General features: G+C 33.7%; 18 protein-coding genes and 2 tRNA genes. 17 read left to right on the top strand and 3 right to left on the bottom strand.

The window, feature by feature from the left end:
* Positions 1-228: 228 nt before the first annotated feature.
* The 8 genes from infC (at position 229) to C5Q98_RS01770 (ending at position 6,675) form a co-directional block, all read left to right on the top strand.
* A complete protein-coding gene (infC, locus tag C5Q98_RS01735; RefSeq protein WP_242967387.1) occupies positions 229-801 on the top strand; it encodes a translation initiation factor IF-3 in 573 nt (190 codons plus the stop codon).
* A 56-nt stretch (positions 802-857) separates the two neighbouring features.
* On the top strand, positions 858-1,067 hold the full coding sequence (gene rpmI / locus C5Q98_RS01740) for a 50S ribosomal protein L35 (protein ID WP_106012016.1): 210 nt from the start codon (positions 858-860) through the stop codon (positions 1,065-1,067).
* A 19-nt stretch (positions 1,068-1,086) separates the two neighbouring features.
* Positions 1,087-1,440: a 50S ribosomal protein L20 gene (gene rplT, locus C5Q98_RS01745; RefSeq protein ID WP_106012017.1), complete on the top strand. Its 354-nt coding sequence runs from the start codon at positions 1,087-1,089 to the stop codon at positions 1,438-1,440.
* A 198-nt stretch (positions 1,441-1,638) separates the two neighbouring features.
* Positions 1,639-2,430: a TrmH family RNA methyltransferase gene (locus tag C5Q98_RS01750; RefSeq protein ID WP_106012018.1), complete on the top strand. Its 792-nt coding sequence runs from the start codon at positions 1,639-1,641 to the stop codon at positions 2,428-2,430.
* A gap of 101 nt (positions 2,431-2,531) precedes the next feature.
* Positions 2,532-3,158 carry a potassium channel family protein gene (locus tag C5Q98_RS01755; protein ID WP_106012019.1) on the top strand — a complete coding sequence of 209 codons (627 nt, stop codon included), beginning with the start codon at positions 2,532-2,534 and terminating at the stop codon, positions 3,156-3,158.
* Positions 3,159-3,185: 27 nt separating this feature from the next.
* Entirely contained in the window at positions 3,186-3,881 is a 696-nt protein-coding gene (locus C5Q98_RS01760) for a potassium channel family protein (protein WP_106012020.1), read from the top strand.
* 46 nt (positions 3,882-3,927) lie between these two features.
* Complete coding sequence (locus tag C5Q98_RS01765; protein WP_106012021.1) at positions 3,928-5,661, top strand: TrkH family potassium uptake protein; 1,734 nt, start codon at positions 3,928-3,930, stop codon at positions 5,659-5,661.
* A gap of 63 nt (positions 5,662-5,724) precedes the next feature.
* Positions 5,725-6,675 (top strand): diacylglycerol/lipid kinase family protein, encoded by a 951-nt coding sequence (locus C5Q98_RS01770; protein WP_158695672.1) that lies wholly within the window; start codon positions 5,725-5,727, stop codon positions 6,673-6,675.
* 113 nt (positions 6,676-6,788) lie between these two features.
* Here the strand turns inward: C5Q98_RS01770 and C5Q98_RS01775 are convergent, their stop codons facing one another.
* The gene (locus C5Q98_RS01775; protein ID WP_106012023.1) at positions 6,789-8,216 is read right to left on the bottom strand and encodes an alanine/glycine:cation symporter family protein; all 1,428 of its coding nucleotides are present in this window, start codon (positions 8,214-8,216) and stop codon (positions 6,789-6,791) included.
* 267 nt (positions 8,217-8,483) lie between these two features.
* On the opposite strand from C5Q98_RS01775, the gene C5Q98_RS01780 reads away from it, so the two are divergent.
* A complete protein-coding gene (locus C5Q98_RS01780) occupies positions 8,484-8,906 on the top strand; it encodes a peptidoglycan amidohydrolase family protein (protein WP_158695673.1) in 423 nt (140 codons plus the stop codon).
* 70 nt (positions 8,907-8,976) lie between these two features.
* Here the strand turns inward: C5Q98_RS01780 and C5Q98_RS01785 are convergent.
* Positions 8,977-9,051: transfer RNA gene (locus tag C5Q98_RS01785), tRNA-Glu, on the bottom strand.
* Positions 9,052-9,253: 202 nt separating this feature from the next.
* Here C5Q98_RS01785 and C5Q98_RS01790 point away from each other — a divergent pair.
* From C5Q98_RS01790 to C5Q98_RS01810, 5 genes are all read left to right on the top strand, one after another.
* A complete protein-coding gene (locus tag C5Q98_RS01790; protein WP_106012025.1) occupies positions 9,254-9,460 on the top strand; it encodes an LIM domain-containing protein in 207 nt (68 codons plus the stop codon).
* Between the two features lie 41 nt (positions 9,461-9,501).
* Positions 9,502-10,110 (top strand): GNAT family N-acetyltransferase, encoded by a 609-nt coding sequence (locus C5Q98_RS01795; RefSeq protein ID WP_106012026.1) that lies wholly within the window; start codon positions 9,502-9,504, stop codon positions 10,108-10,110.
* Positions 10,111-10,269: 159 nt separating this feature from the next.
* Entirely contained in the window at positions 10,270-13,203 is a 2,934-nt protein-coding gene (uvrA, locus tag C5Q98_RS01800; protein WP_106012027.1) for an excinuclease ABC subunit UvrA, read from the top strand.
* Positions 13,204-13,432: 229 nt separating this feature from the next.
* A complete protein-coding gene (locus C5Q98_RS01805) occupies positions 13,433-15,895 on the top strand; it encodes an ATP-dependent Clp protease ATP-binding subunit (protein ID WP_106012028.1) in 2,463 nt (820 codons plus the stop codon).
* Positions 15,896-16,056: 161 nt separating this feature from the next.
* Positions 16,057-17,178 carry a DUF975 family protein gene (locus C5Q98_RS01810; protein WP_106012029.1) on the top strand — a complete coding sequence of 374 codons (1,122 nt, stop codon included), beginning with the start codon at positions 16,057-16,059 and terminating at the stop codon, positions 17,176-17,178.
* Positions 17,179-17,376: 198 nt separating this feature from the next.
* On the opposite strand, the gene C5Q98_RS01815 is transcribed toward C5Q98_RS01810, so the two are convergent.
* Positions 17,377-17,452: transfer RNA gene (locus C5Q98_RS01815), tRNA-Lys, on the bottom strand.
* Positions 17,453-17,613: 161 nt separating this feature from the next.
* Between C5Q98_RS01815 and C5Q98_RS01820 the strand changes: the two genes are divergently transcribed.
* The 3 genes from C5Q98_RS01820 to C5Q98_RS01830 all read left to right on the top strand — a co-directional run bounded on the left by C5Q98_RS01820 (position 17,614) and on the right by C5Q98_RS01830 (position 21,376).
* The gene (locus C5Q98_RS01820) at positions 17,614-18,879 is read left to right on the top strand and encodes an ISNCY family transposase (protein ID WP_106012030.1); all 1,266 of its coding nucleotides are present in this window, start codon (positions 17,614-17,616) and stop codon (positions 18,877-18,879) included.
* A gap of 240 nt (positions 18,880-19,119) precedes the next feature.
* Positions 19,120-19,731, top strand: a complete 612-nt coding sequence (locus C5Q98_RS01825) for a hypothetical protein (RefSeq protein WP_106012031.1) — start codon at positions 19,120-19,122, stop codon at positions 19,729-19,731.
* A gap of 205 nt (positions 19,732-19,936) precedes the next feature.
* A complete protein-coding gene (locus C5Q98_RS01830) occupies positions 19,937-21,376 on the top strand; it encodes a DUF92 domain-containing protein (RefSeq protein WP_106012032.1) in 1,440 nt (479 codons plus the stop codon).
* Positions 21,377-21,386 lie beyond the last annotated feature (10 nt).

Genomic DNA, 21,386 nt, shown 5'->3' on the forward strand with positions numbered 1-21,386 from the left:
AAAAGGTTTTATAAAGAAAAACTGCATTTGTATTTGACAAATGCTAGAATACGTGGGATAATTTTGTCCGAAAGAAGTAGAAATCCGATTTCTCACCTTTAGTTTGCACGAAGAGGTTGATAATTTTGAAGCAATAGAGCTTCAGTGTGAATCGGGTTTTTGTGCCCGTTTTTTTGTGCTATGAAATAGGAGGTCAGGATCATCGCTAAGAATAAGAAAAACACAACATTGACGAACGAAGATATTGATGTGGATCAACTCAGATTAATTGATGAAAATGGTGAAAACCATGGAGTTGTTTCCAGAGAAGATGCTTTGGATAGAGCTTTTGCAGCAGGCTTAGATTTAGTTTTAATTAACCCAAATCCAGATAATGCTGTAGCGAAAATTATGGACTTTGGTAAGTTTCAATACGAACAATCTAAGAAGGCTAAAGCAGCGAAAAAAGCTCAAAAAACTATCGATGTTAAAGAGGTTGGACTTAAGGTTGTTACTGAGAAGCACGACTTTGACACAAAAGTGAGACATGCACATAGATTTCTAAAAGATGGAAATAGAGTCAAAGTAAATATCAGATTTAGAGGCCGTGAGATGAGCCACAAAGAGCAAGGTTATGAAATGATGAATAAGTTTGCTGAGGCTTGTCAAGAATTAGGTGTTATAGACAACGAACCTAAGATGGAAGGAAGAAACATGACAATGTTCCTTATGCCTAGAACTGATGACAAGAAAAAAGCAAGAAATAACTCAGATAATTCAGAGAATGTAGATGACTCAGAGTTAGAAGCCTCAGAAGAATAATGAGGAGCATCAATAAGTTAAACAAACAAACAAAGAGAAAGTAGAGGAGAAGAATTATGCCTAAACAAAAGACACATTCAGCTTCCAGTAAACGTTTTAAAGTAACTGGATCAGGAAAATTTGTACGCTCACGCGGACACAAACAACACAAAGCTACACCTAAGTCAAGCAAACAAAAACGTAACCTAAGAGGTACAACAATTGCACACAGCGGTGACGAGAGAAGAATTGCAGAAGCAATTCCATATGCTAAGAAGAATAGATAATGTAGGGAGGACTTAAATTATGGCTAGAGTAAAAAGAGGTGTAACCTCACACGCAAGACACAAAAAAGTTATAAAAATGGCTAAAGGCTATTATGGTCGTAAGAGTATTAACTACAAAGTCGCTAACCAAGCAGTAATGAAATCTTTGTCATACGCTTACCGTGACCGTAAAGTTAAAAAACGTGAATTTAGAAAATTATGGATCACAAGAATTAATGCAGCTTGTCATCAAAACGACATCAGCTACAGCCGTTTCATCAATGGTTTGAAAAAAGCTGGTATTGAATTAGATCGTAAAGTTTTAGCAGATATCGCATTGAACGATCCTAAGAACTTTAGTGCAATTGTAGAGCAAGCTAAATCAGCTCTATAATTGAAAAACTTAAATATATAGTTTGTAAATAGTAGTGTGTTAACTTCTTGTTAGTACACTACTTTTTTGCTTGAATTAATAGTAAAATCTATTTGTAATTATTAAGAGTTTTAAACTTCTAAAACATTTTAGGAATTTAAAATATGAGATGTAAAGTATAAATAGTCTAATAGTCTATTTGATAGCAGGTGTTTTATAGTGAAAGAAATTTCTAGTAAACAAAATCAGCTTATAAAAGATATAAATAAAGCTCGCTTGAACAAAGGAATTTGGGCAGGTGCATTTATTGTGGAAGGTTTTAGGCTTTGTGAAGAAGCCATTAACTCTGGTTTAATGATAGAAGCAATTTTTCTAGCAAAGCATGTTTTACTAGATAAAAATAAATATAGTTTAGGAAAATATCTTGAAGCTGATACGGAAATATATATTTTGGACAATGAATTGTTTGATTATATTTCTAAGACCAAAAATTCTCAAGGGATTCTAATGATAGCTGAGGGTAGAGATACGGCTAATATAAGTGAGTTAAGTAACCTACTATCAAAGAATGAGAGTTTGTCAATATTGGTAATGGAGAATCTTCAAGATCCAGGTAATCTTGGGACTATGCTTCGTACGGCATATGCATTTGGCTATGATGCAGCAATAACTGTAGGAAATAGTGCTAGAGTTAATCAGGAGAAAGTTTTGCGAAGTGCTATGGGTGCAGCATTTCATTTACCTATATTTGAAATTAAAGAAACTAATAAACTGATTGAATTATTAAAAGCAAACAAAATAGATATACTAGCGATGACACTCGAAGGGGTAGCTCTAAGCGAATACAAAAGAGATAAGAAAATCAGTCTATGGATAGGTAATGAAGGTAATGGATTAACAGACAATTTGATTAGCCTAGCAGATAGTAAAATTACTATACCCATGCCCGGGGGAGCAGAATCATTGAATGCGGCCATTGCTGCGGCAATTGCTTTATACGAATTAAAGTAAGATAATTAAAAAAAAGTTAAACACTGTGAGATGAAAAAATAGTTATAAAATAGCAGAAATTGACTACTCACAAGAAACTAGAACAGGAATAACTAATAGCTATGGAAGTTTTATTGATTGGCGCTGGTAAGGTTGGAGCTAATTTAGCTGAAGAACTAATAGATGCCGGTGAAGACGTAATAATAATTGAACAGAATCCAGAAATTTTGCAGAATTTAGATCATCTAGATTGTACAAAAATAGAGGGTATGCCAATAGATATTGACGTGCTCGAAAGCGCTGGTATAAGAAGTGTAGATGCAGTTGCTTGTGTTTCCGATAATGAAAATATGAATGTAATGGCAGGTCAGTTAATTAAGAACATTTATGACAAAGAGAAAGTCATAGTTAAAATTGAAAATCCTGCTAATGAGAGTATGTACCAAGCTATGGGGTTGCAGACTGTTTGTACAACTTCCATGATAATTGGGGCCGTTCTCCAGAATTTAGATTATGTTATTTCATCAGATATAACCAGTGTGCTTGGTCACCCCATTAAATATGATTTAAGACAGCTTACAGAAGCGTGGGAAGGTGTTACAGTCAATACCCTAGAGCACGAACTGGGTGTGCATTTACTAGCAGTGGTAAAAGGTAATAAGATTGCTCTAGTAGGTAGAGACTATACTTTATCTGCAAACGAGAGTGTAATAGTTGTAAGTTTACCTGAAGTCGAAAAAGCTGATTAGATTTAGAGGATATTTTAGAGGATATTTATGAAAAAAGTAATTATTGTAGGTGGAGATAAAGTTGCTTATCATCTTATAAGAATTTTGGAATCTGAACATAAATATGAAATTACAGTAGTTGAAACACGACTAGATACTTCCCAACGTATAGCTAATACTTATGGTATTAAAGTAATTAATGGCGATGGTACAAATGTCGATGTGCTCGAGCGTGCAGGTGCTGCAGATGCTGATGTTTTCATTGCTTTGACCGGAAAAGATGAGAATAACTTAATAGCCTGCCAAATAGCAAAATTAAAATTTAAAGTTGATTATACAATAGCAAAAGTAAATAATCCTAAGAACTCATATATTCTAAAAGTATTGGGAGTAGATCAAATTTTCTCTGCAACAGATATGATTGCTCAGATGATTGACCAAGAAGTTGCTTATAGCGAGATGAGCCTGGTTTATAACTTTGAGAAAAATACTAAAGCTATTATTAAGGTTCCTCTTAACTCCGCCAGTGATGCTGCTGGTAAAAGCTTAGCAGAGTATGATTTCGTTGGTGATACTCGTGTTGTTCTTGTTACCAGAGAAGATGGTGAAGCTCTTATTCCTACAGGTGATTTGGTTATGCAAAACGGTGATACATTAATAATGGTTTGTGACCAAAAGAATTTTGAAGAAATATGGTTAAATTTTGTCAGACCTGACTTACTCAAAAAAAGTGATGAAGAGTAATATCGGTATATTCTAAAAAAAGATTAATGGATTGTGGGAGTCAATTATGGCTAAAGACTGGCATTTGTTAAGTGACAGAGAAAAAATTGAGATAATACAAAATATAAGAAAAAACTCTGAAAAAGGAATTACTAAAGATTTTAAGTCCAAAAACAAAGATAATGAAAAAATTTCTCGTGTGGCAATTCCTTTAGATAGACCCAAAGCTGGCGAAAAAATTCTTAAAGGAAAAGATAAATCTTCCGAAAAAAAAGAGAATTTAGTTTTGCAAAAAGCAAAAAAGAAAAAAGTAAAGAAAAATAGTTCGAAAGCAGAAAATAATGATACAAAGTATGTTGAAGAAACACATGACATAACATACGTATCAAAAGAACAGCTAGATGAACCTGGTTTGCGTGAATCAGTCATGAAACTCTTCAAAAGTCCTGTGAAAACTATTGTAATTTCATTTGCGTTCTTGATTATTATAGGTGCTATATTATTAAGCTTCCCATTCGCTTCTGCAAGTGGACAATGGACAAGCTTTTTCAAGAGCTTGTTTACATCAACCTCAGCTGTATGTGTTACAGGTCTAGTTCTTGTTGATACAGGTACATATTGGAGTGCTTTTGGACATGTCATAATAATTTCCCTAATTCAACTAGGTGGTATTGGTCTTTTGACTATAGTTGCTGCATTCTTTAGATTGACTAAGCAAAAAGTATCGATGAATACAATTAGAAGCTTGCAAGAAACTTTCGGAAGTGAAAGTTTAGAGCAGGTATTTGATCTTTTGAGATTTGTTTTACGCTTCACTTTTAGTTGCGAGTTAATCGGTGGATTGATAATTTCATTAGCATACCTAAAATATATGCCTGTTGCTGATGCCTTCTATAGAGGCATGTTTCAAGGTATATCAGCCTTTTGTAATGCTGGATTTGATGTAATGGGATCTCAATATGGTGAATTCGCAAGTTTAACTGGAATAAATAATGATCCTATAGTATTGCTAACTACAGCACTTTTATTAACCATGGGTGGTCTAGGATTTATTGTTTGGGTAGATATTTTTGATGCAGTCAAAGAAAAACGTAAATTAAAATTACACAGTAAATTAGTGCTATCAGTTACTTTAGGGATTCTAGTAATAGGAACAATTCTTATAGCTGCATTTGAATGGAATAACATGTCAGAGCTAGCGATGGGAACTTTGCCAGATTATCAAAAACCTTTAGCAGCTTTCTTCCAAGTAGCCACACTCAGAACCGCTGGTTTTAATTCAATTAATCAAAGCACTTTATATCAAGTCAGTATGTTTATTGGAATAATCATCATGTTTATTGGTGCTAGTCCTGTTTCTACAGGTGGTGGTTTGAAAACTACTACTTTTGCGACAATTTTGGCCGATGTTAAAGCTAATATACAAGGAAAGAAAAATATTGTAATTCAGAAACGAAGCTTAAATAATAAATTAGTATCTAAAGCAATGGTATTATTTGTTTTGTTTGTATCTGTTGCGGTAATAGCTGTTGGATTAATTCTGGGAATAGAAAGATCCAAAGTCCAGGCAGGACAATTTACTAGCTTGGACATTATGTATGAAGTAATTTCTGCTCTGTGTACTGTAGGTGTAACCTCAATTCAAACCAATAAATTAGATTCTATTAGTCATTTAGTTCTGATAATCTGTATGTTTATTGGTAGAGTTGGACCTTTCTCTATTGCCTTGCTAGTTTCATTTAAGAAGCAAGAGGGAGATGATGAAGAAATATTTGCAGAAGGTGTAAGTTACGTTGGCTAGAATGTCAGGTACAATGTTATGTATGAAGGTTAGTAATAATAAACAGGAGTAATACATTACGCTGTGCATAAAAATAATAGTAATTTAAAGATAAGATTTATAATTAGCTCTAAGTCTGGTAAAGACGACCAAGCAGATGACCTTGAACGTGCAATAAATAAGGCCTTTGCTGAAGCAGGATGTGAAAGCCCTAATATAGTAATTACTCAGCATGAAGCTCATATAACTGAGGCTGCTAGCGAGTGGGCAGAACGCTTTGGTAGTGAAGGGCTTGTATACATTTGTGGTGGTGATGGTGCTCTCAATGAGTGCGCCAGTGCTTTATATCAAACTGAATGTAGCATGGGCTTAATTCCTACTGGTACAGGTAATGATTTCGCCAAAACTTTGTACAACACAAGATATGAGAGTGAAATTCTGGACAAGGTTATAAAGGCTTCAACTAAACCTCATTTGAGAAAAATTGATTTAATAGAAATTAATAATGAAGAAATTTGCGTGAACGCTTTATCTTTAGGCTTTGATACTATAATCCTAGAAGGTGCATATGGTGTACTTAATAAATGGCCTAAATTAGGCAAAGTGGCCTATCTAATATCTGTATTTAAAAACTTGTTTGCAAGGAAAAATTTTAACTATAAATATAGTTTCTTTAATAACGATGGGAAAGAGTACTCTGGAAAGATTAAGGCTAGTGTAGCTGTAATGGCGAATGGCCAGTTTTACGGGAGTGGATTTAGACCGACCCCTAACGCGAAACTTGATGATGGATTGGCGAACTTGTTATTTGGTGAAAATATTAAAGCTAGCGATGTTATTAAATTGGCAAGCAAATATAAAAAAGGAACTCATTTATCACATCCTAAAATTCATAGCTTTGAGTTTAATAGAGGCTATATAGAAAGTCTAGATGGAGATGTTATGGGGAATATAGATGGTAGAATTTTTCAGAGTCAGCGCATTGAGTTTAGAGTGTTAGAAAAACAATTAAGCTTTGCTTTTTTAGATATATAAGCCAATAAAATAATTATAGAATATAGTATTAAAAAACCTGGTCTTATGTGATCTGTGATGTAAATCATAAAACCAGGTTTTCTTATGAATAACTTTTATTAAACTGAATTTAATTAAGCTCTTTGTTTATCTCTTAATTTTTGCTTCTCGGCATCAACACCTGAGAAATAGGCTCTTGTTTTCTCTGTAACAACACCACCTAATAGTAGCAAAGCAGTACAGTTAGGAATAATCATCAAACTATTGGCTATATCTGCTATACCCCAGATTAATGTCAAATCTAATAATGAACCTAAGAAAACAGCAATTGTATAAATACCTAGATAAACTTTTCTACCAGTTCCGCCGAATACATATTCTGCACAACGGATACCATAAAGTCCCCAACTGATAATTGTAGTAAAGGCAAATAGACTAAGTGCTAGAGCGACTGTTAAGGCACCAATTCTATCACCCAAAACAGTACCCAAAGCTTGAGCATTCATTGCACTAGTACCTTCAACACCATAGTTTAAAACATCTTTTGGAAGACATACAGTAATTAAAAGTCCGTTTACTAAACAAATTAATAAAGTTGAGAAAACTTCTAGAAGTGCATACATACCTTGTTTTACAGGGTTTTCTTCACTACTTGCAGCGTGAGCCATAGGAGCAGTACCTAGACCAGCTTCATTACTGAATACACCACGCTTAATACCCATTTCAACAGCGCTTTTTACACTAATAGCAACAGTACCACCGAATATAGCTTGTGGGTTGAATGCACCTACAAACATTTCGTAGAAGGCAGTAGGAATTTGTGTATAGCTAGTACCGATAGCGATGAAGCAAGCAAGTAAATAAATCATTGCCATTGGTGGAACAACGCTTTCTGCTAATGAACCGATTCTTTGGACACCACCAACTAGAATGAATCCAACTACAAACATTAGAACTAGACCAATACCTGCAGAAATCCATTGTGAATAATTAGCAGCTTCTGGAACAAAGGATTGAATAGATGTATTAATAGAGTCAGCAATGTTACCGACTTGGATTGCGTTACCTGTTGATAAAGCTGCGAATGAAGCAGACAAAGCAAAGAATGTTGCTAGCCAATGCCAGTGCTTTTTGAGACCATTCTTAATGTAGTACATAGGTCCGCCAACCCAGTCACCAACGTCATTACGCTCACGGAAGTTAACTGCTAAGAAAATTTCAGCATATTTAGTACCCATACCTAGAAGAGCTGAGGTCATCAACCATACTAGAGCACCAGGTCCTCCAAGTGTAACAGCAGTAGTAACACCAGTAATATTACCAACACCAAAAGCTCCTGCTAAAGCTGTTGATATAGCTTGTATAGGGGAAACTTCACCTTCTTTAAGTTCTTTTTTCCCTTTTAGACCACTGAAGATATGTGACATAGCATATCCGAAACGTCTAAATTGAAATCCTCTTAATCTGAATAGATAGTAAATACCTACTGCAACAATAAATATAACTGTGAAATTGCCGAGAACTGAATTAATGTTATCGACAGCTTTCAAGAAATTATCCATATAGTTACACCTCTAAAAAATATTTTTTTGTAATTTGTTATAACGGAAACGTGATGAACAAATTTAAAATTTCAGCATTCATATTAACATATTTTTTATAGAATAAAACACTTTGTTTATGCTTTTTATTAAGAAATCTAAATTTCTCAGAAATACTATAAAAGTACAAAGAAAAATACGAGTATATATTTTATAAAAGTGCATTTGGTATGAAAACACTAAGATGAAATCCATTATAATAAAAGTATTATTTTTGGAGGTTGAATTGTGGTAAGTAAAGAGCAAAAAAATAAATTTATTAATTGGTTTGAAGAGAGACTTGGAAAAGTTAAATACTCTATGGATTTAGATAAACGTCAAGGGCCAGATTACTATGATTGTTCGAGTGCAGTATTCAATGCTCTAATTGCTGCAGGAATTCTTGATGAAGGTCATATTATTGGTAGCACTGAAGATTTATTTGCATTAGATGGAATTATCTTCGAAGAAATAGACTTTTCGGAGCTACAATCAGGTGATATTTTTGTAGCAGGTGAAAAGGGGAACTCTCTAGGCTCGAATGGGCACACTGGGGTATATTACTCAGACGATAAAATTATTCATTGTAATTACAAAGACAATGGTATTAGCATTACTGAAATTGAAGGTAGAGTGGGTGGACCGCCAGTTTATTGGTATAGGTTTAAATAAGACTAAATTAAGCCAAGATTAAGCCCAGAGAAAATAAAAAGCCTGCAACCATCGAGGTTACAGGCTATATTGGTGACCCCTACGGGAATCGAACCCGTGATTCCGCCGTGAGAGGGCGACGTCTTAACCGCTTGACCAAGGGGCCATTTGTCTTATTGCGATACAATAGTGAACATTCTATACCTTAAATATTTTTTTTTCAAGTGTTTTAGTAGCAATTTTTGCAGCAATTATTTATTAGAATATATTTATGGTGGTGCATGAATTAATGAATTTAAATATTGTTGATAATTCGAGTAAAATAAAGAAAAAACTATTTTTATATTGAGTTTGTAAAGGAGACACATATGGACTACTTTATTTGTGATTTTTGTTCCTTAGTAATGGGGCAAGGAGATTTAGTTTACGAGATAAACGGAAAGACTGCCTGTGAATTTTGCGCAAGTAAAATGAAGAAGAAATCTAATGGCTTATTTGGATCACTTTTTTCAAGTGGTAATTTGTTTGAAGATGATGGTAGTTTTATAAATGATAATGGAGACAGAGATTTTTAGAGTCTAGGTTTAAAAATAGAAAGATTATAAAGGAAATTATTATGGAATTAAGAGATCTTGGAAGAAATGATTTGCCAGGAATATTTAATTTGCTCAAAGAAACTTGGTATTTAGATGAAGAAATTATTGATCCAGAAGTAAATGATGCTAAAGTTTCATTGGATTTGGATAATGTGCTTAGTAAAAGTTCATGGGCAAAAGTGGTAGTAGATGAGGAAGAAGTTAAGGCTGTTATAACAGCAAGAGTAAATGGAGAATCAAGTAATCTAGGAATGCTAGGTAACAACTGGCCGGAAGCGTTGCTGACAATAGTTAAAGCTTCAGAAAAAGAGAGAAGTGATTTTATTAATTACAAACTTGACAAAGAAAATAAGTACTCCAAAATGCTGGAAGAACATAATGATTCAGATGCAGAGATAGTATTGTTAATTGTAGATCCTACTTTTCAAGGACATGGTGTAGGTAGAAAGTTATTTAAAGAATGTTTAGATTACTTTAGACGAAATAATGTGAAAAAGTTTAACCTCAAAACTGATTCTGCTTGCAACTATAATTTTTATGATCATATGGGGATGACTTGTGTAGCTCAAGAAGCGATAGCAGAAGGTAGTGATTTTACTTTTCTACTTTATGAAGGCGAAGTAGAATAGATGTTCATAAGATAGTTCATAATATACAGGAGATTTAGTTTTTCATAATTTTTGGATAAAAAGATTTATTTCTAAGACACAGGTATGAATTTATTCTGTGATAGAATCGTTCTACTAACGAACTACTTACAAAAGGTATTAATAAAAAGGGGAAAACGAATGACAAAACGTGACAATGCTATTTTAATTAAAGGTGCACGTTCAAATAATCTAAAGAATATTGACTTAAGAATTCCAAGAGACGAATTAGTTGTATTAACAGGAATTTCTGGATCAGGTAAGACGTCACTAGCATTTGATACTATTTATGCTGAAGTGCAAAGACGATATGTAGAGTCATTGTCCTCTTTTGCACGTCAATTTTTAGGACAAATGGAGAAACCAGATGTAGATAGCATCGAAGGTTTGTCTCCAGCCATTTCAATAGATCAAAAAACAACTAGTAATAACCCACGTTCTACAGTCGGTACAGTTACAGAAATATATGACTATTTAAGACTACTTTATGCTAGAGTAGGTACTCCACATTGCCCAAACTGTGGCAGAGCAGTAAGCAAACAAACTATAGATCAAATTATTGATCAAGTTTTGGAAAAACCTGAAGGTACAAGATTAATAATAATGTCCCCATTAGTCAGAGGACGTAAAGGTCAACACAAGAAGCTGCTAGAGGACTTCACTAAGCAAGGTTATATAAGAGTTAGAATTGACGGAGAATTATATAACTTAACTGATGAGATAGATCTTGATAAGAATAAAAAACATGACATTGAAATTGTGGTTGACCGTTTAGTTATAAGAGATGGGATTAGGTCAAGATTAAGTGATTCTATTGAGACCGCAATGGGAGCTTCAGAAAATAGATTCGTTCAAGTTGAGTTTCAAGAGCTAGTTTCAGAGGATGAAAGTGGTAATCGTGAATGGAAAACATACGAAGATGTCTATTCGGAAAATTATTCCTGCGCTCATTGCAATATTAGTATTGAAGAGATAACGACAAGATTATTTTCATTCAATAATCCTTTGGGAGCATGTCCTACATGTACTGGTATTGGAAGTTTTTTGAATCCGGATCCTGATTTAATTGTCACAGATCCAGAGAAAAGTTTGGATGAAGGCTGTATAGATGGAGCTGGCTGGAAATTTGCTGAGAAGAATTCCTGGGCTAGGTCTTTTATCGAAGCTTTAGCAAGAGAGTATAAGTTTAGTCTCAATACTCCATGGAAAGATTTAGATGCCAAAGTAAAAGATCTGATTCTATACGGTAATAACGGTAAAAAGATTTCAGTTGATACAAGTAATTCAAAATATAACCGTGGAGAAAACTATGTCAGTGACTGGGAAGGTGTTATTCCTAGTATGATGAGAAGGTACCAAAGTACCAATAGTACTGATCTTAGAGAGTACTATGAAGATTATATGACTGAATCAATATGTAGAGCATGTAATGGTGCTAGATTGAATTCAGAAGCCCTTGGAGTAACGTATCATGATTTAAATATTTATGAGTTAACAACTTTAAGTATTCCTAAGATTAAAGAGAATGTTGAAGAGGGACTAAAAGAGCTAGATCCTCAACAATTAGAAATAGCGAGAAGAATTTATAACGAACTTGACTCACGCTTGCAGTTCTTGATTGATGTTGGGCTAGATTATATGACCTTATCTAGAGCAGCAGGGACTTTGAGTGGTGGTGAAGCACAGAGAATTAGATTAGCTACTCAGATTGGTTCAGGTTTGACAGGTGTTCTATATGTACTTGACGAACCAAGTATAGGTCTACATCAGAGAGATAATAGTAGACTATTGAATACGTTAATGAAGTTACGTGACTTAGGAAACTCAGTTCTTGTAGTTGAACATGATGAAGAAACTATGTTTGCAGCGGACACTATTGTAGATATTGGTCCAGGAGCAGGTCTAAATGGTGGAGAGGTAATTTGTGTTGGTGATGTTTATGAGGTCATGAACACTAAGAATTCTGTGACAGGACAATATTTAAGAGGGGATAAGTTCATTGATATTCCTGAGAAAAGACGTGCAGGCAATGGAAATGTCTTGGAAATCTATGGTGCAGAAGAAAATAACCTTAAAAAGATAGATGTGAAAATACCTCTAGGAACATTTACAACTGTTACAGGAGTTTCAGGATCGGGAAAATCCTCATTAGTAAATGGAGTATTACTTCCGGTACTGGAGGCCAAGTTAAACAAGGCGAAGAGAAAGCCTGGCAAAGCTAATGAGATCTCAGGTTATGAGCATTTGGATAAAGTTATTTCAATTGACCAATCACCAATTGGAAGAACTCCTAGATCTAATCCAGCTACATATACAGGAGTCTTTGACCATATAAGAGATTTGTTCGCACAAACTCCATTAGCGAAACAACGTGGATACAAGAAGGGAAGATTTAGTTTCAATGTTCGTGGAGGCCGTTGTGAAGCTTGTAATGGTGATGGTGTTAATAGAATTGAAATGCAATTTTTAGCTGATATGTATGTTGATTGTGATGTCTGCGGTGGAGCGAGATACAATCAGGAAACCTTAGAAGTTAAATATAAAGGTAAAAATATAGCAGATGTATTAGATATGCCAGTTGATGAAGCTATGGAATTCTTCGAGAATATACCAAAAATTCGAAAGAAATTAGAAGCTATGTATGACGTAGGTCTTAGCTACATCAAACTGGGTCAGCCATCTCCACAGCTTAGTGGCGGTGAAGCACAAAGAGTTAAGCTAGCAACAGAGTTATCTAAGACAGCCACTGGTAATACCTTCTATATACTTGATGAACCGACCACAGGTTTACATATGGCAGATGTTCATAAGCTCGTAGATATAATTCAAAGACTAGTCAATGCTGGAAATACTGTGTTAGTAATTGAGCATAACCTTGATGTAATTAAGACAGCAGACTATATTATTGACCTAGGTCCTGAAGGGGGAGATGGTGGTGGCCAAGTGGTTGCTTCAGGTACTCCAGAAGAAATAAGTAAGGTTAAAGAAAGCTACACTGGCCAGTACTTGGATAAGATTTTTACTGCTAAGGCAAAAAATCTCAAAACTTATGAGGTCTTTCTGAATGAAAAATAGTTAGAAGTTTAAATCTAAACTCAAGCTAAATGAAATAATATAAACTTTCACTAATTTAACAATAAACTGTTAAATGTGATTATTTAGGCTTTATTTATAATGGTTCTTCTGTAAAATGTTAGGAGGCTTTTTATAAGTAAAAGCAAAATTAAAAATAAAATAAGAAAAAATAACAGGATTAAAACTTAATAGATATAAATAAAAAAGGAAAAAAGAGAGGTGAGAGCACATGGATAACCTTTGTGTTATGTGCAATAAAAATGTTCCAGTAATTTACACTACTAGATTTGAAAATGGCTCCATCATAAATGATGGTATTTGCCTCAGTTGTGCAATGCGCAACAAAGTAGGTGGCATTGATCAGATGCTAGAAAAAAGTGGAATAACTGAAGACAATGTAGATGAGATTACAGAACAAATGAATGAAGTTCTCAATCAAATTCAAGAGAATGGTGGTTCTGAAAATATTTTATCTGCAATGTTTGGTGGACAAATTCCAGATAATATTCAAGACATCTTGGGACCAATGGCTGGTGTAACTGCTGGTGAAGATCCAAATGATATGGATTATGATGAAGAATATGATGAAGATGACGACAGTGCTGATAATGATTCAGCAAATAGTAGCAAGGATTCTGCTGAAGAAGATAGCGAAGATAATGAGCCACAATGGCCATTCCTTTTCCCAGGTAAGAATCAATCTTCTGATGACAATAAACAAAATCAACGTAGAAGTAGAAGAAATGTTCGAAATAAACGTAAAAATTTAGATCAATATGCAACTAATCTGAACAAAAAAGCTAAAGATGGAAAAATTGATCCACTCATTGGTAGAGAAAAAGAACTTAATAGAGTTATAGAAATATTAAATAGAAGAAATAAGAATAACCCAGTTCTTTTAGGTGAGCCAGGTGTTGGTAAAACAGCAATTGCAGAAGGTTTAGCTACTAGAATTATCGAAGGTAATGTTCCACCTAAACTACAGGATATGGAGCTATACCAATTGGATATGACAGCTGTTGTGGCAGGTACCCAATTCCGTGGCCAATTTGAGAATAGAATGAAGGGTATAGTTGAGGAAGCAAGTAGCGCTGGTAATATCGTTCTAGTAATTGATGAATTACATAATATCATTGGTGCTGGAGATGCCGATGGCGCCATGAATGCTGCTAATATTTTGAAACCAGCTTTGGCAAAGGGTGAGATACGTGTACTAGGGTCAACTACTCTTGAAGAATATAGAAGACATATTGAGAAGGATTCAGCCTTAGAGAGAAGATTCCAAAAAGTTATCGTAGACCCACCTACTGAGAAAGAAACAATGGAAATTATGATGGGATTGAGAGAAACCTACCAAAACCATCACCATGTAGTCTACTCAGATGATGTTTTACGTGCTTGTATAAAACTTTCAGAACGTTATATTACAGAAAGATTTTTGCCGGATAAAGCTATTGACCTAATGGATGAAGCTGGATCAAAGGCAAACTTAAAAGACGAAGACTTAATTATTCAAGCTAAACTAAAAAATGAAATTAGCCAATTGGATAGAGAGTTACAAACTTTAAGTGAAAAGATGCCAGAAGATCCAGAATCTGAAGAAGCAGAAAGTCTTTATGCAAAACAAGCAGAATTCAAGAGCAGCAAAATGAAAGCTGAAGAAGAATTGGCTGAAGTTGAAGAGAGACTAAAACCTTCAATTATTACTGAAGAAAATATCGCTGAAATTGTGGCCGAATGGACAGGAATTCCTGTAACTAGTATTTCTTATGATGAGAAAGAGAAATTACTAGATCTTGAATCACTCTTGCATAAGAGAATCATTGGCCAAGAATCAGCTGTAAGTGCTGTTTCAAGAGCTCTTAGAAGAAGTAGAGCAGGGCTTAGAGCTAAACGTAAACCAAGTAGCTTTATATTTGTAGGTCCTACTGGTGTTGGTAAAACTGAGCTAACGAAGGCTGTTACAGAGGTAATGTTTGATAGTGAAGATAACTTGATTCGTTTAGATATGTCCGAATATATGGAGGCGCATACAGTATCTAAGTTGATTGGATCTCCTCCAGGATATGTAGGTTATGATGACGGTGGTCAATTGACTGAGAAAGTCAGAAGAAAACCTTATAGTGTTTTACTTTTCGATGAGATTGAGAAGGCACATAGTGATATCTTTAATATCATGTTACAAATTCTTGATGAAGGTCGTTTAACAGATGCGCAAGGTAAGTTGGTCGATTTTAGCAATACAATTGTTATTATGACCTCCAACGTTGGTACAAGTCAGAAGAGTGGCTATGGATTCGGTGCTCATGAAGATGAAGCAGAAGAAAACCGTATAAGAGCAGCTTTAAGAGATGCTTTCAGACCAGAATTCTTGAACCGTGTGGATGAAGTTGTAGTATTCCATAGATTGAAGAAAGCCGAGATTAGAGAAATAGTAGATCTAATGTTAGTAGATGTAGAAGATAGCCTAAAAGTCTCTGCGTCATGTTCACTAGAAGTAAGTGAAACCGCAAAAGATTACCTAGGTGAAGCAGGCTATAGCGATGAATACGGAGCAAGACAATTACAACGTCAAATTACCAAGAATATTGAAGACCCACTAGCAGAAATGAAACTTCGTGGTGAGCTAGATAATAAGAGTAAGGTAAAAGTTGACTTTAAGTCAGGCGAATTGAAGTTTAAAGCTGAATAAATAAAAACCCTTAGTTAATTTTGGTACTTAACATATTTAAATAATTATTTATTTATATTAAAATTATGTTTAAAGGTATCGAGTTATTTACTAAGGGTTTTACTTTTTAGTTAGCAATTTATTGTATGAACTTTTGTTATATATCAGGAAAGGATTAAGTTATGTGGCAAAATAAGACATTAAAAAAGGATGCAAAGTTTCATCTGAGAGGTAGCTTCAGCATTGGTTTATTACTTTTATTAGTAGTGGCTGCAGTTACATTTTTAATTAATTTTTTAGTAGGAATCTTATCTGGATTTAGTATATCTGATGAAATATTGCAATTCATTAATGAAATAAATAATTATCAATACTTAGATGACGAAGAGATTATTGTAATGGGATTTGTATTTTTCTCAAAGTTTCTAAGATATTCGATTATTCTAGGAGTTATAACTTTAATATTGGATATATTCTTGTTACAACCATTTGATATCAGTGTTAAAAATTGGTTTGTTAGAAACAGAGAAGTTGCAAATGCACCTGGTCTAGACATGACATTTAAACATTTCGGAGCTAACTACAAAGAGGTATTTTTAGGTAATTTGTGGAAACAGTTATGGATGTTTATCTGGGCTTTACCAAGTATAGTTTCAGGTATAGCAGCTACACTAATCACCATTGATCTTGGCAATCAAGCAATCAATAATGACGTGATAGAGATTACAGTTTTACATGTAAGTGTTTTGTCTGTTGCTACTATTGTAAGTGTTATTAATGCTTTCTTTATCATTAATAGAAAACTCGCATACTTAATGCAACCATATATTTTAGCCGATAATCCTAAGTTTGGTTATAGAAAAAGCTTGAAATTAAGCAAGAAAATGATGAAGAACAATAAATGGCATACCATAGGTTTAGGACTATCTTTTATTGGCTGGGGTATATTAGCAGCTTTATTAGCAAGAATTACTTTAGGTTTGTCTGTGGTAGTACTGAGCGTTTATATAAACCAGACCTTTGCGGAACTTTATGGAGCTATAAGATATACTGCTGTTAATAGAGGAGATGTTGCGTTAGAGGAATTGGGATTCATCAAGCAAGATGCTGATGATTATAAGGACTCATATTCAAATTATGAGGAAAATAAAAAACAAAGCGAGAACCTAAATCCATATGACCCAGATTGGAAGAATCCATATGCAAGTAGTGGATCAGAGAGAGCTCCTCAAGCAGAGCCTTCAGAATCTGACAGGCGACAACTTGATAATGATATAGATAATTCTAATTATGATGAGAATTAGTAGATAGTTATAATTTAAGATAAGGCGAATTTTTGTGCCGACCACCAAAAGTTAGACCAAAATCTAACGATAGGGAGGTCGGTATTTTTATGGTCGCCTTACTTATTGCAATAATTTAGAACTAACAGCGAAGTTCTCACTTGAGTAATTAAGTCAATAAAATAAAAACCCTGCAACCATAAAGGTTACAGGGAATTCTGGTGGTCCTTCAGGGGCTCGAACCCTGGGCCCACAGATTAAGAGTCTGCTGCTCTACCAACTGAGCTAAAGGACCATATAGGTACGCTTGTTTTGAGTACCAAGATATATTAGTAATTTTCTGCCCACATGTCAAGAAGTTTTTATTTTGATTGTGAGAAATCAGCGAATATGTCGCACCTAACTAATCAGCGAAAATGTCGCTTTATGTAACAAGTTATAGTAGAACTATAACTTATGGAAGAATTAACGGATAAAGAATATCGCAGAATTTTACTTATTAATGATTGTATTGAAGGTAAAAGATCTACTAGAGATGTTGCTTCTCTCCTAAACATCTCAGTGCGCCAAGTTCAACGTTTAATTAGAAAGGTAAGCGAAACTGGCAATTCTAAAACCTTATTGCATGGGAATAAAAACATAACCCCTCATAATAAAATTCCTGAAGATATTAAATTAAAAATTATAGAGTTATCTTTAAACGAGTTAAAAGATCTTAATTACGCTCATTTAAGGGATGTTTTAGCGGAAGAATTTAATATAGATTTTTCTAGAAGCACCATAGAAAGAATATGCAAAGATATTGGAAGGCTTTCAAGCATAACCATTAAAAAGCCTAAAATACATAAGAGAAGGGCTCCTAGAACTCGTTTTGGAGAGTTAATCCAAGTAGATGCAACAATTGAACCATGGCTAGCTACAAGTAACAAAAAATGGGCTCTACACGGTGCTATAGATGATGCTACAGGAATGGTTGTAGGGTTACATTTTGAGAAAGAAGAATGCTTAGAAGGTTATGTACAGCTAATGTTGCAAGTGAACAAGAAATATGGTCTACCACTAGAAATTTATGCTGACGGAAGGACAATATTTACTAACAACAAGAAGCTAACTATTGAAGAAGAATTAGCTGGTAAATTAGCTACACAAACTAATTTTGAACGAGCTGCAATCCAAAATAACATTTTTATACACATAGCTAAAAGTCCCCAAGCAAAAGGTAAAATAGAGAGATTATGGCGTACTCTACACGATAGATTAAAGAAAGATTTGAAGAGAAAAAATATAACTAATATTAAAGATGCTAATAGATACTTAGCTAAATTTATTGATAGTTATAACAAAAAATTTTCTCGTGAAGCAATTTCTAAAGAGTTAGCATGGCAACGCAAAATCCCTAAATCCAAACTTTTATTTGACTTCGCTGTGCAAGAAGAACGCAAAGTTGATAATACTTTTGCCTTCCGCTATGAAGGTAAAATCTACCAAATACCAAGCAAAATTTACAAGGAAAATAAAAATGGATACCAACCTAGTACCGTCACCATTTCCAAAGTTAGTACAGTTGGCATCCAAGCTAAGTACAACGGTAAAATTTTCACTCCAGAAATTATACCAGTGCAACCTAAAGATATAACACCCAAAATAAAAGTGCAACAAAAACCAACAACACCTGCACCTGATCACCCTTGGAGACAAAATGGAAAAAGATTCAAAAAATAACAAAAGAGTGGCTATTTTGTCACTCTTTTTAATATAACATGTTATCTAAAACGACATATTCGCTGATTGCTCACAGAAGTTTTTATTTTGATCTGGATCTATGCATGGATTGGTAAACTGAACTTTAAACCAAAACTATTTTAGAAAAACTATTGTAATTTGGAAAAAAATGGTAAAATTAAGTTAATCAAGTTGATGTGTTTAAAGTTCTTTTGTTAACAGTTCTACTAGGGAGGTCCCATGGATTCAGATAAGCAACAATTTTATAGAGACTTAGATAAAGAAAGATTGGATAAAACTAATAAAAGAAATAGGAAAATTTCTCTAGTTCTATTTTCGTTAATAGTATTTTTGTTTTTATTATTTTACCCATATACTCACAAGGTAAAGAAAACTATTCCTGCAATGTATAGAAATGAAAATGGAGTTTATGAAAAGAACTATATTTACATAGACGCAAAAGTTAAGAGTACTTTATTCAGAGATACTTATAAATTTTTTACGGGAAAGAATTTTAATGAAGATAGTTACTGGCACTACGAAGGCTCGATACTGCAGAGTGAGTTCATAGAAACACCAATATATGCATATCAAATAGGAACTACATTACAGCGAGGAGATAATAAAGAGCAACATATAATATCAACTTTTAGGCCTCGAAGAGATGGTTTTCTAGACGATTTATTTTTCGGATTCATACATTGTAGTAGAAATTTTGAAGAGGTAATTATTTATAGTTACGCTATTAAAGATGGACAAAATTCTAAAGAGATAAAAGAACCGGTTGCTTGGGTAGGACCAGCATTTGATGAGAAAGAAGCTGAAGCACTTTTTAAGAAATATAAAAATTAAGTTAGTTTTGTTATTAAGCTGATTCCAAATTGTTTTTCGAATTATAAAAATCATAGAATTTATAGAAATTATAGAACAAAGATATTTAAAAAGAGATTAAATGTAGTCTATGATATATTTAATTATAAAAATATTAACAACGAGATTAAAAGTTATAGACTTAGCTCTTAATTTCTATAGTAGGAAAAATTTAAGGAATTAATTAATGAACGATACAAGCTTAGCAATAATATCTTTTGTTTATGTTTTTGCAGTTATTGGAGTTTCTGCAATAGTCAAAAAAATAAATAACAATGAAGAAATATCTAGAAAAATAATTCACATATTTGTTGGAAATTGGATTTTAATATCTCCATTTTTTGAAAATATCTTTGTTGCAGCTGGGATACCATTCTCTTTTATCATAATAAATTTCTTATCAGTCCAATATAATTTAATACCTTCAATGGAGAGAGAAGGAGATGAGAAAAGTTATGGTACAGTTTATTATGCTATAAGTTTATTTATACTTACTATAATTGCACACTACACTGGTATGTGGACTATTTCTATTGTAGGAGTTCTAATAATGGCATATGGTGATGGGTTAGCTGCAATTATTGGGGAAAAATATGGTAGAAATTACTTAAAAATTGAAAAAAGTAAAACAGTTCAAGGAAGTTTAGTTGTTTTAATAGCGGCAGTCTTGATAACTTTTATAGTTGCCACTATAAACAATCCAACTTTTAGTTTGAAAATTATATTTATCAATTTGTTAATTTCAGCTTTAAATGGAATTTTTGCGATGTACATTGAGATTTCTGGTAAGAATGGATTTGATAACATTTCTCTACCAATTGGAAGTGGTATATTTGCAGGATTATTAATCCATCATTTTTCTTGGGTGCAAGTCGCCGTAATAGTATTTTCTGCATTGATTTTATATTTGGCATATCAAAAGGAATCTATTAGTTTAAATGGCGCTATTGCAGCTATATTAGTAGCTCAATCTTTATTTGTTTTTTCAGGAATTAATGTATACATAAGTTTAATTTTATTCTTCATTCTAGGGACTATAGTGAGTAAAATTAATAATTATAATAAAAAAGATTATAAGACAAAGATGATGAAGTTCCATGCAAGGGATTGGAAACAGGTTTTTGCAAACTCTCTACCAGCAGTAATATTAGCTTGGATTTCATATTTCGACCCTGATCCTAAATACACCCTGTTATCTATAGCAGTATTTGCTGCAGCTAATGCAGATACTTTTTCCTCAGAACTGGGTAAGTTAAGTGAGTTTAGGGTGTTTAATATTTTAAATGGCAAAACTTTGCCTAAAGGCTTATCTGGTGGAGTGAGTATTCCAGGCCTATTTGCAGGTTTCTTAGGCTCTGCATTAATCTCATTGCTAGCAATTTCTCAGTTTGGTTTCAAAGGATTTTTAATATCATTTACTCTAGGCTGCCTGGGTACAATAATTGATAGTATTCTAGGGTTATTGTTTCAGAAGAAGTACTTGGGAACCGATGGTGAATTGCAAGATTTCCCTATGATTGAAGAGGATAAGCCAGTTAAAGGTTTAAGTTTTGTGGATAATAATTTGATCAACTTAATTACTATAACTATAGTTCCAATTTTGGGTCTTTTATTTATTAATATCTAGATACTTTTGC

Origin of the sequence: Fastidiosipila sanguinis (assembly GCF_002998295.1) — a bacterium.
GTDB classification, from domain to species: domain Bacteria; phylum Bacillota; class Clostridia; order Saccharofermentanales; family Fastidiosipilaceae; genus Fastidiosipila; species Fastidiosipila sanguinis.

Coding starts and splice junctions, on each gene's coding strand:
- rpmI (WP_106012016.1), top strand. CDS start 858: ATGCCTAAACAAAAGACACATTCAGCTTCCAGTAAACGTTTTAAAGTA.
- rplT (WP_106012017.1), top strand. CDS start 1,087: ATGGCTAGAGTAAAAAGAGGTGTAACCTCACACGCAAGACACAAAAAA.
- C5Q98_RS01755 (WP_106012019.1), top strand. CDS start 2,532: ATGGAAGTTTTATTGATTGGCGCTGGTAAGGTTGGAGCTAATTTAGCT.
- C5Q98_RS01760 (WP_106012020.1), top strand. CDS start 3,186: ATGAAAAAAGTAATTATTGTAGGTGGAGATAAAGTTGCTTATCATCTT.
- C5Q98_RS01765 (WP_106012021.1), top strand. CDS start 3,928: ATGGCTAAAGACTGGCATTTGTTAAGTGACAGAGAAAAAATTGAGATA.
- C5Q98_RS01775 (WP_106012023.1), bottom strand. CDS start 8,216: ATGGATAATTTCTTGAAAGCTGTCGATAACATTAATTCAGTTCTCGGC.
- C5Q98_RS01790 (WP_106012025.1), top strand. CDS start 9,254: ATGGACTACTTTATTTGTGATTTTTGTTCCTTAGTAATGGGGCAAGGA.
- C5Q98_RS01795 (WP_106012026.1), top strand. CDS start 9,502: ATGGAATTAAGAGATCTTGGAAGAAATGATTTGCCAGGAATATTTAAT.
- uvrA (WP_106012027.1), top strand. CDS start 10,270: ATGACAAAACGTGACAATGCTATTTTAATTAAAGGTGCACGTTCAAAT.
- C5Q98_RS01805 (WP_106012028.1), top strand. CDS start 13,433: ATGGATAACCTTTGTGTTATGTGCAATAAAAATGTTCCAGTAATTTAC.
- C5Q98_RS01810 (WP_106012029.1), top strand. CDS start 16,057: ATGTGGCAAAATAAGACATTAAAAAAGGATGCAAAGTTTCATCTGAGA.
- C5Q98_RS01820 (WP_106012030.1), top strand. CDS start 17,614: ATGGAAGAATTAACGGATAAAGAATATCGCAGAATTTTACTTATTAAT.
- C5Q98_RS01825 (WP_106012031.1), top strand. CDS start 19,120: ATGGATTCAGATAAGCAACAATTTTATAGAGACTTAGATAAAGAAAGA.
- C5Q98_RS01830 (WP_106012032.1), top strand. CDS start 19,937: ATGAACGATACAAGCTTAGCAATAATATCTTTTGTTTATGTTTTTGCA.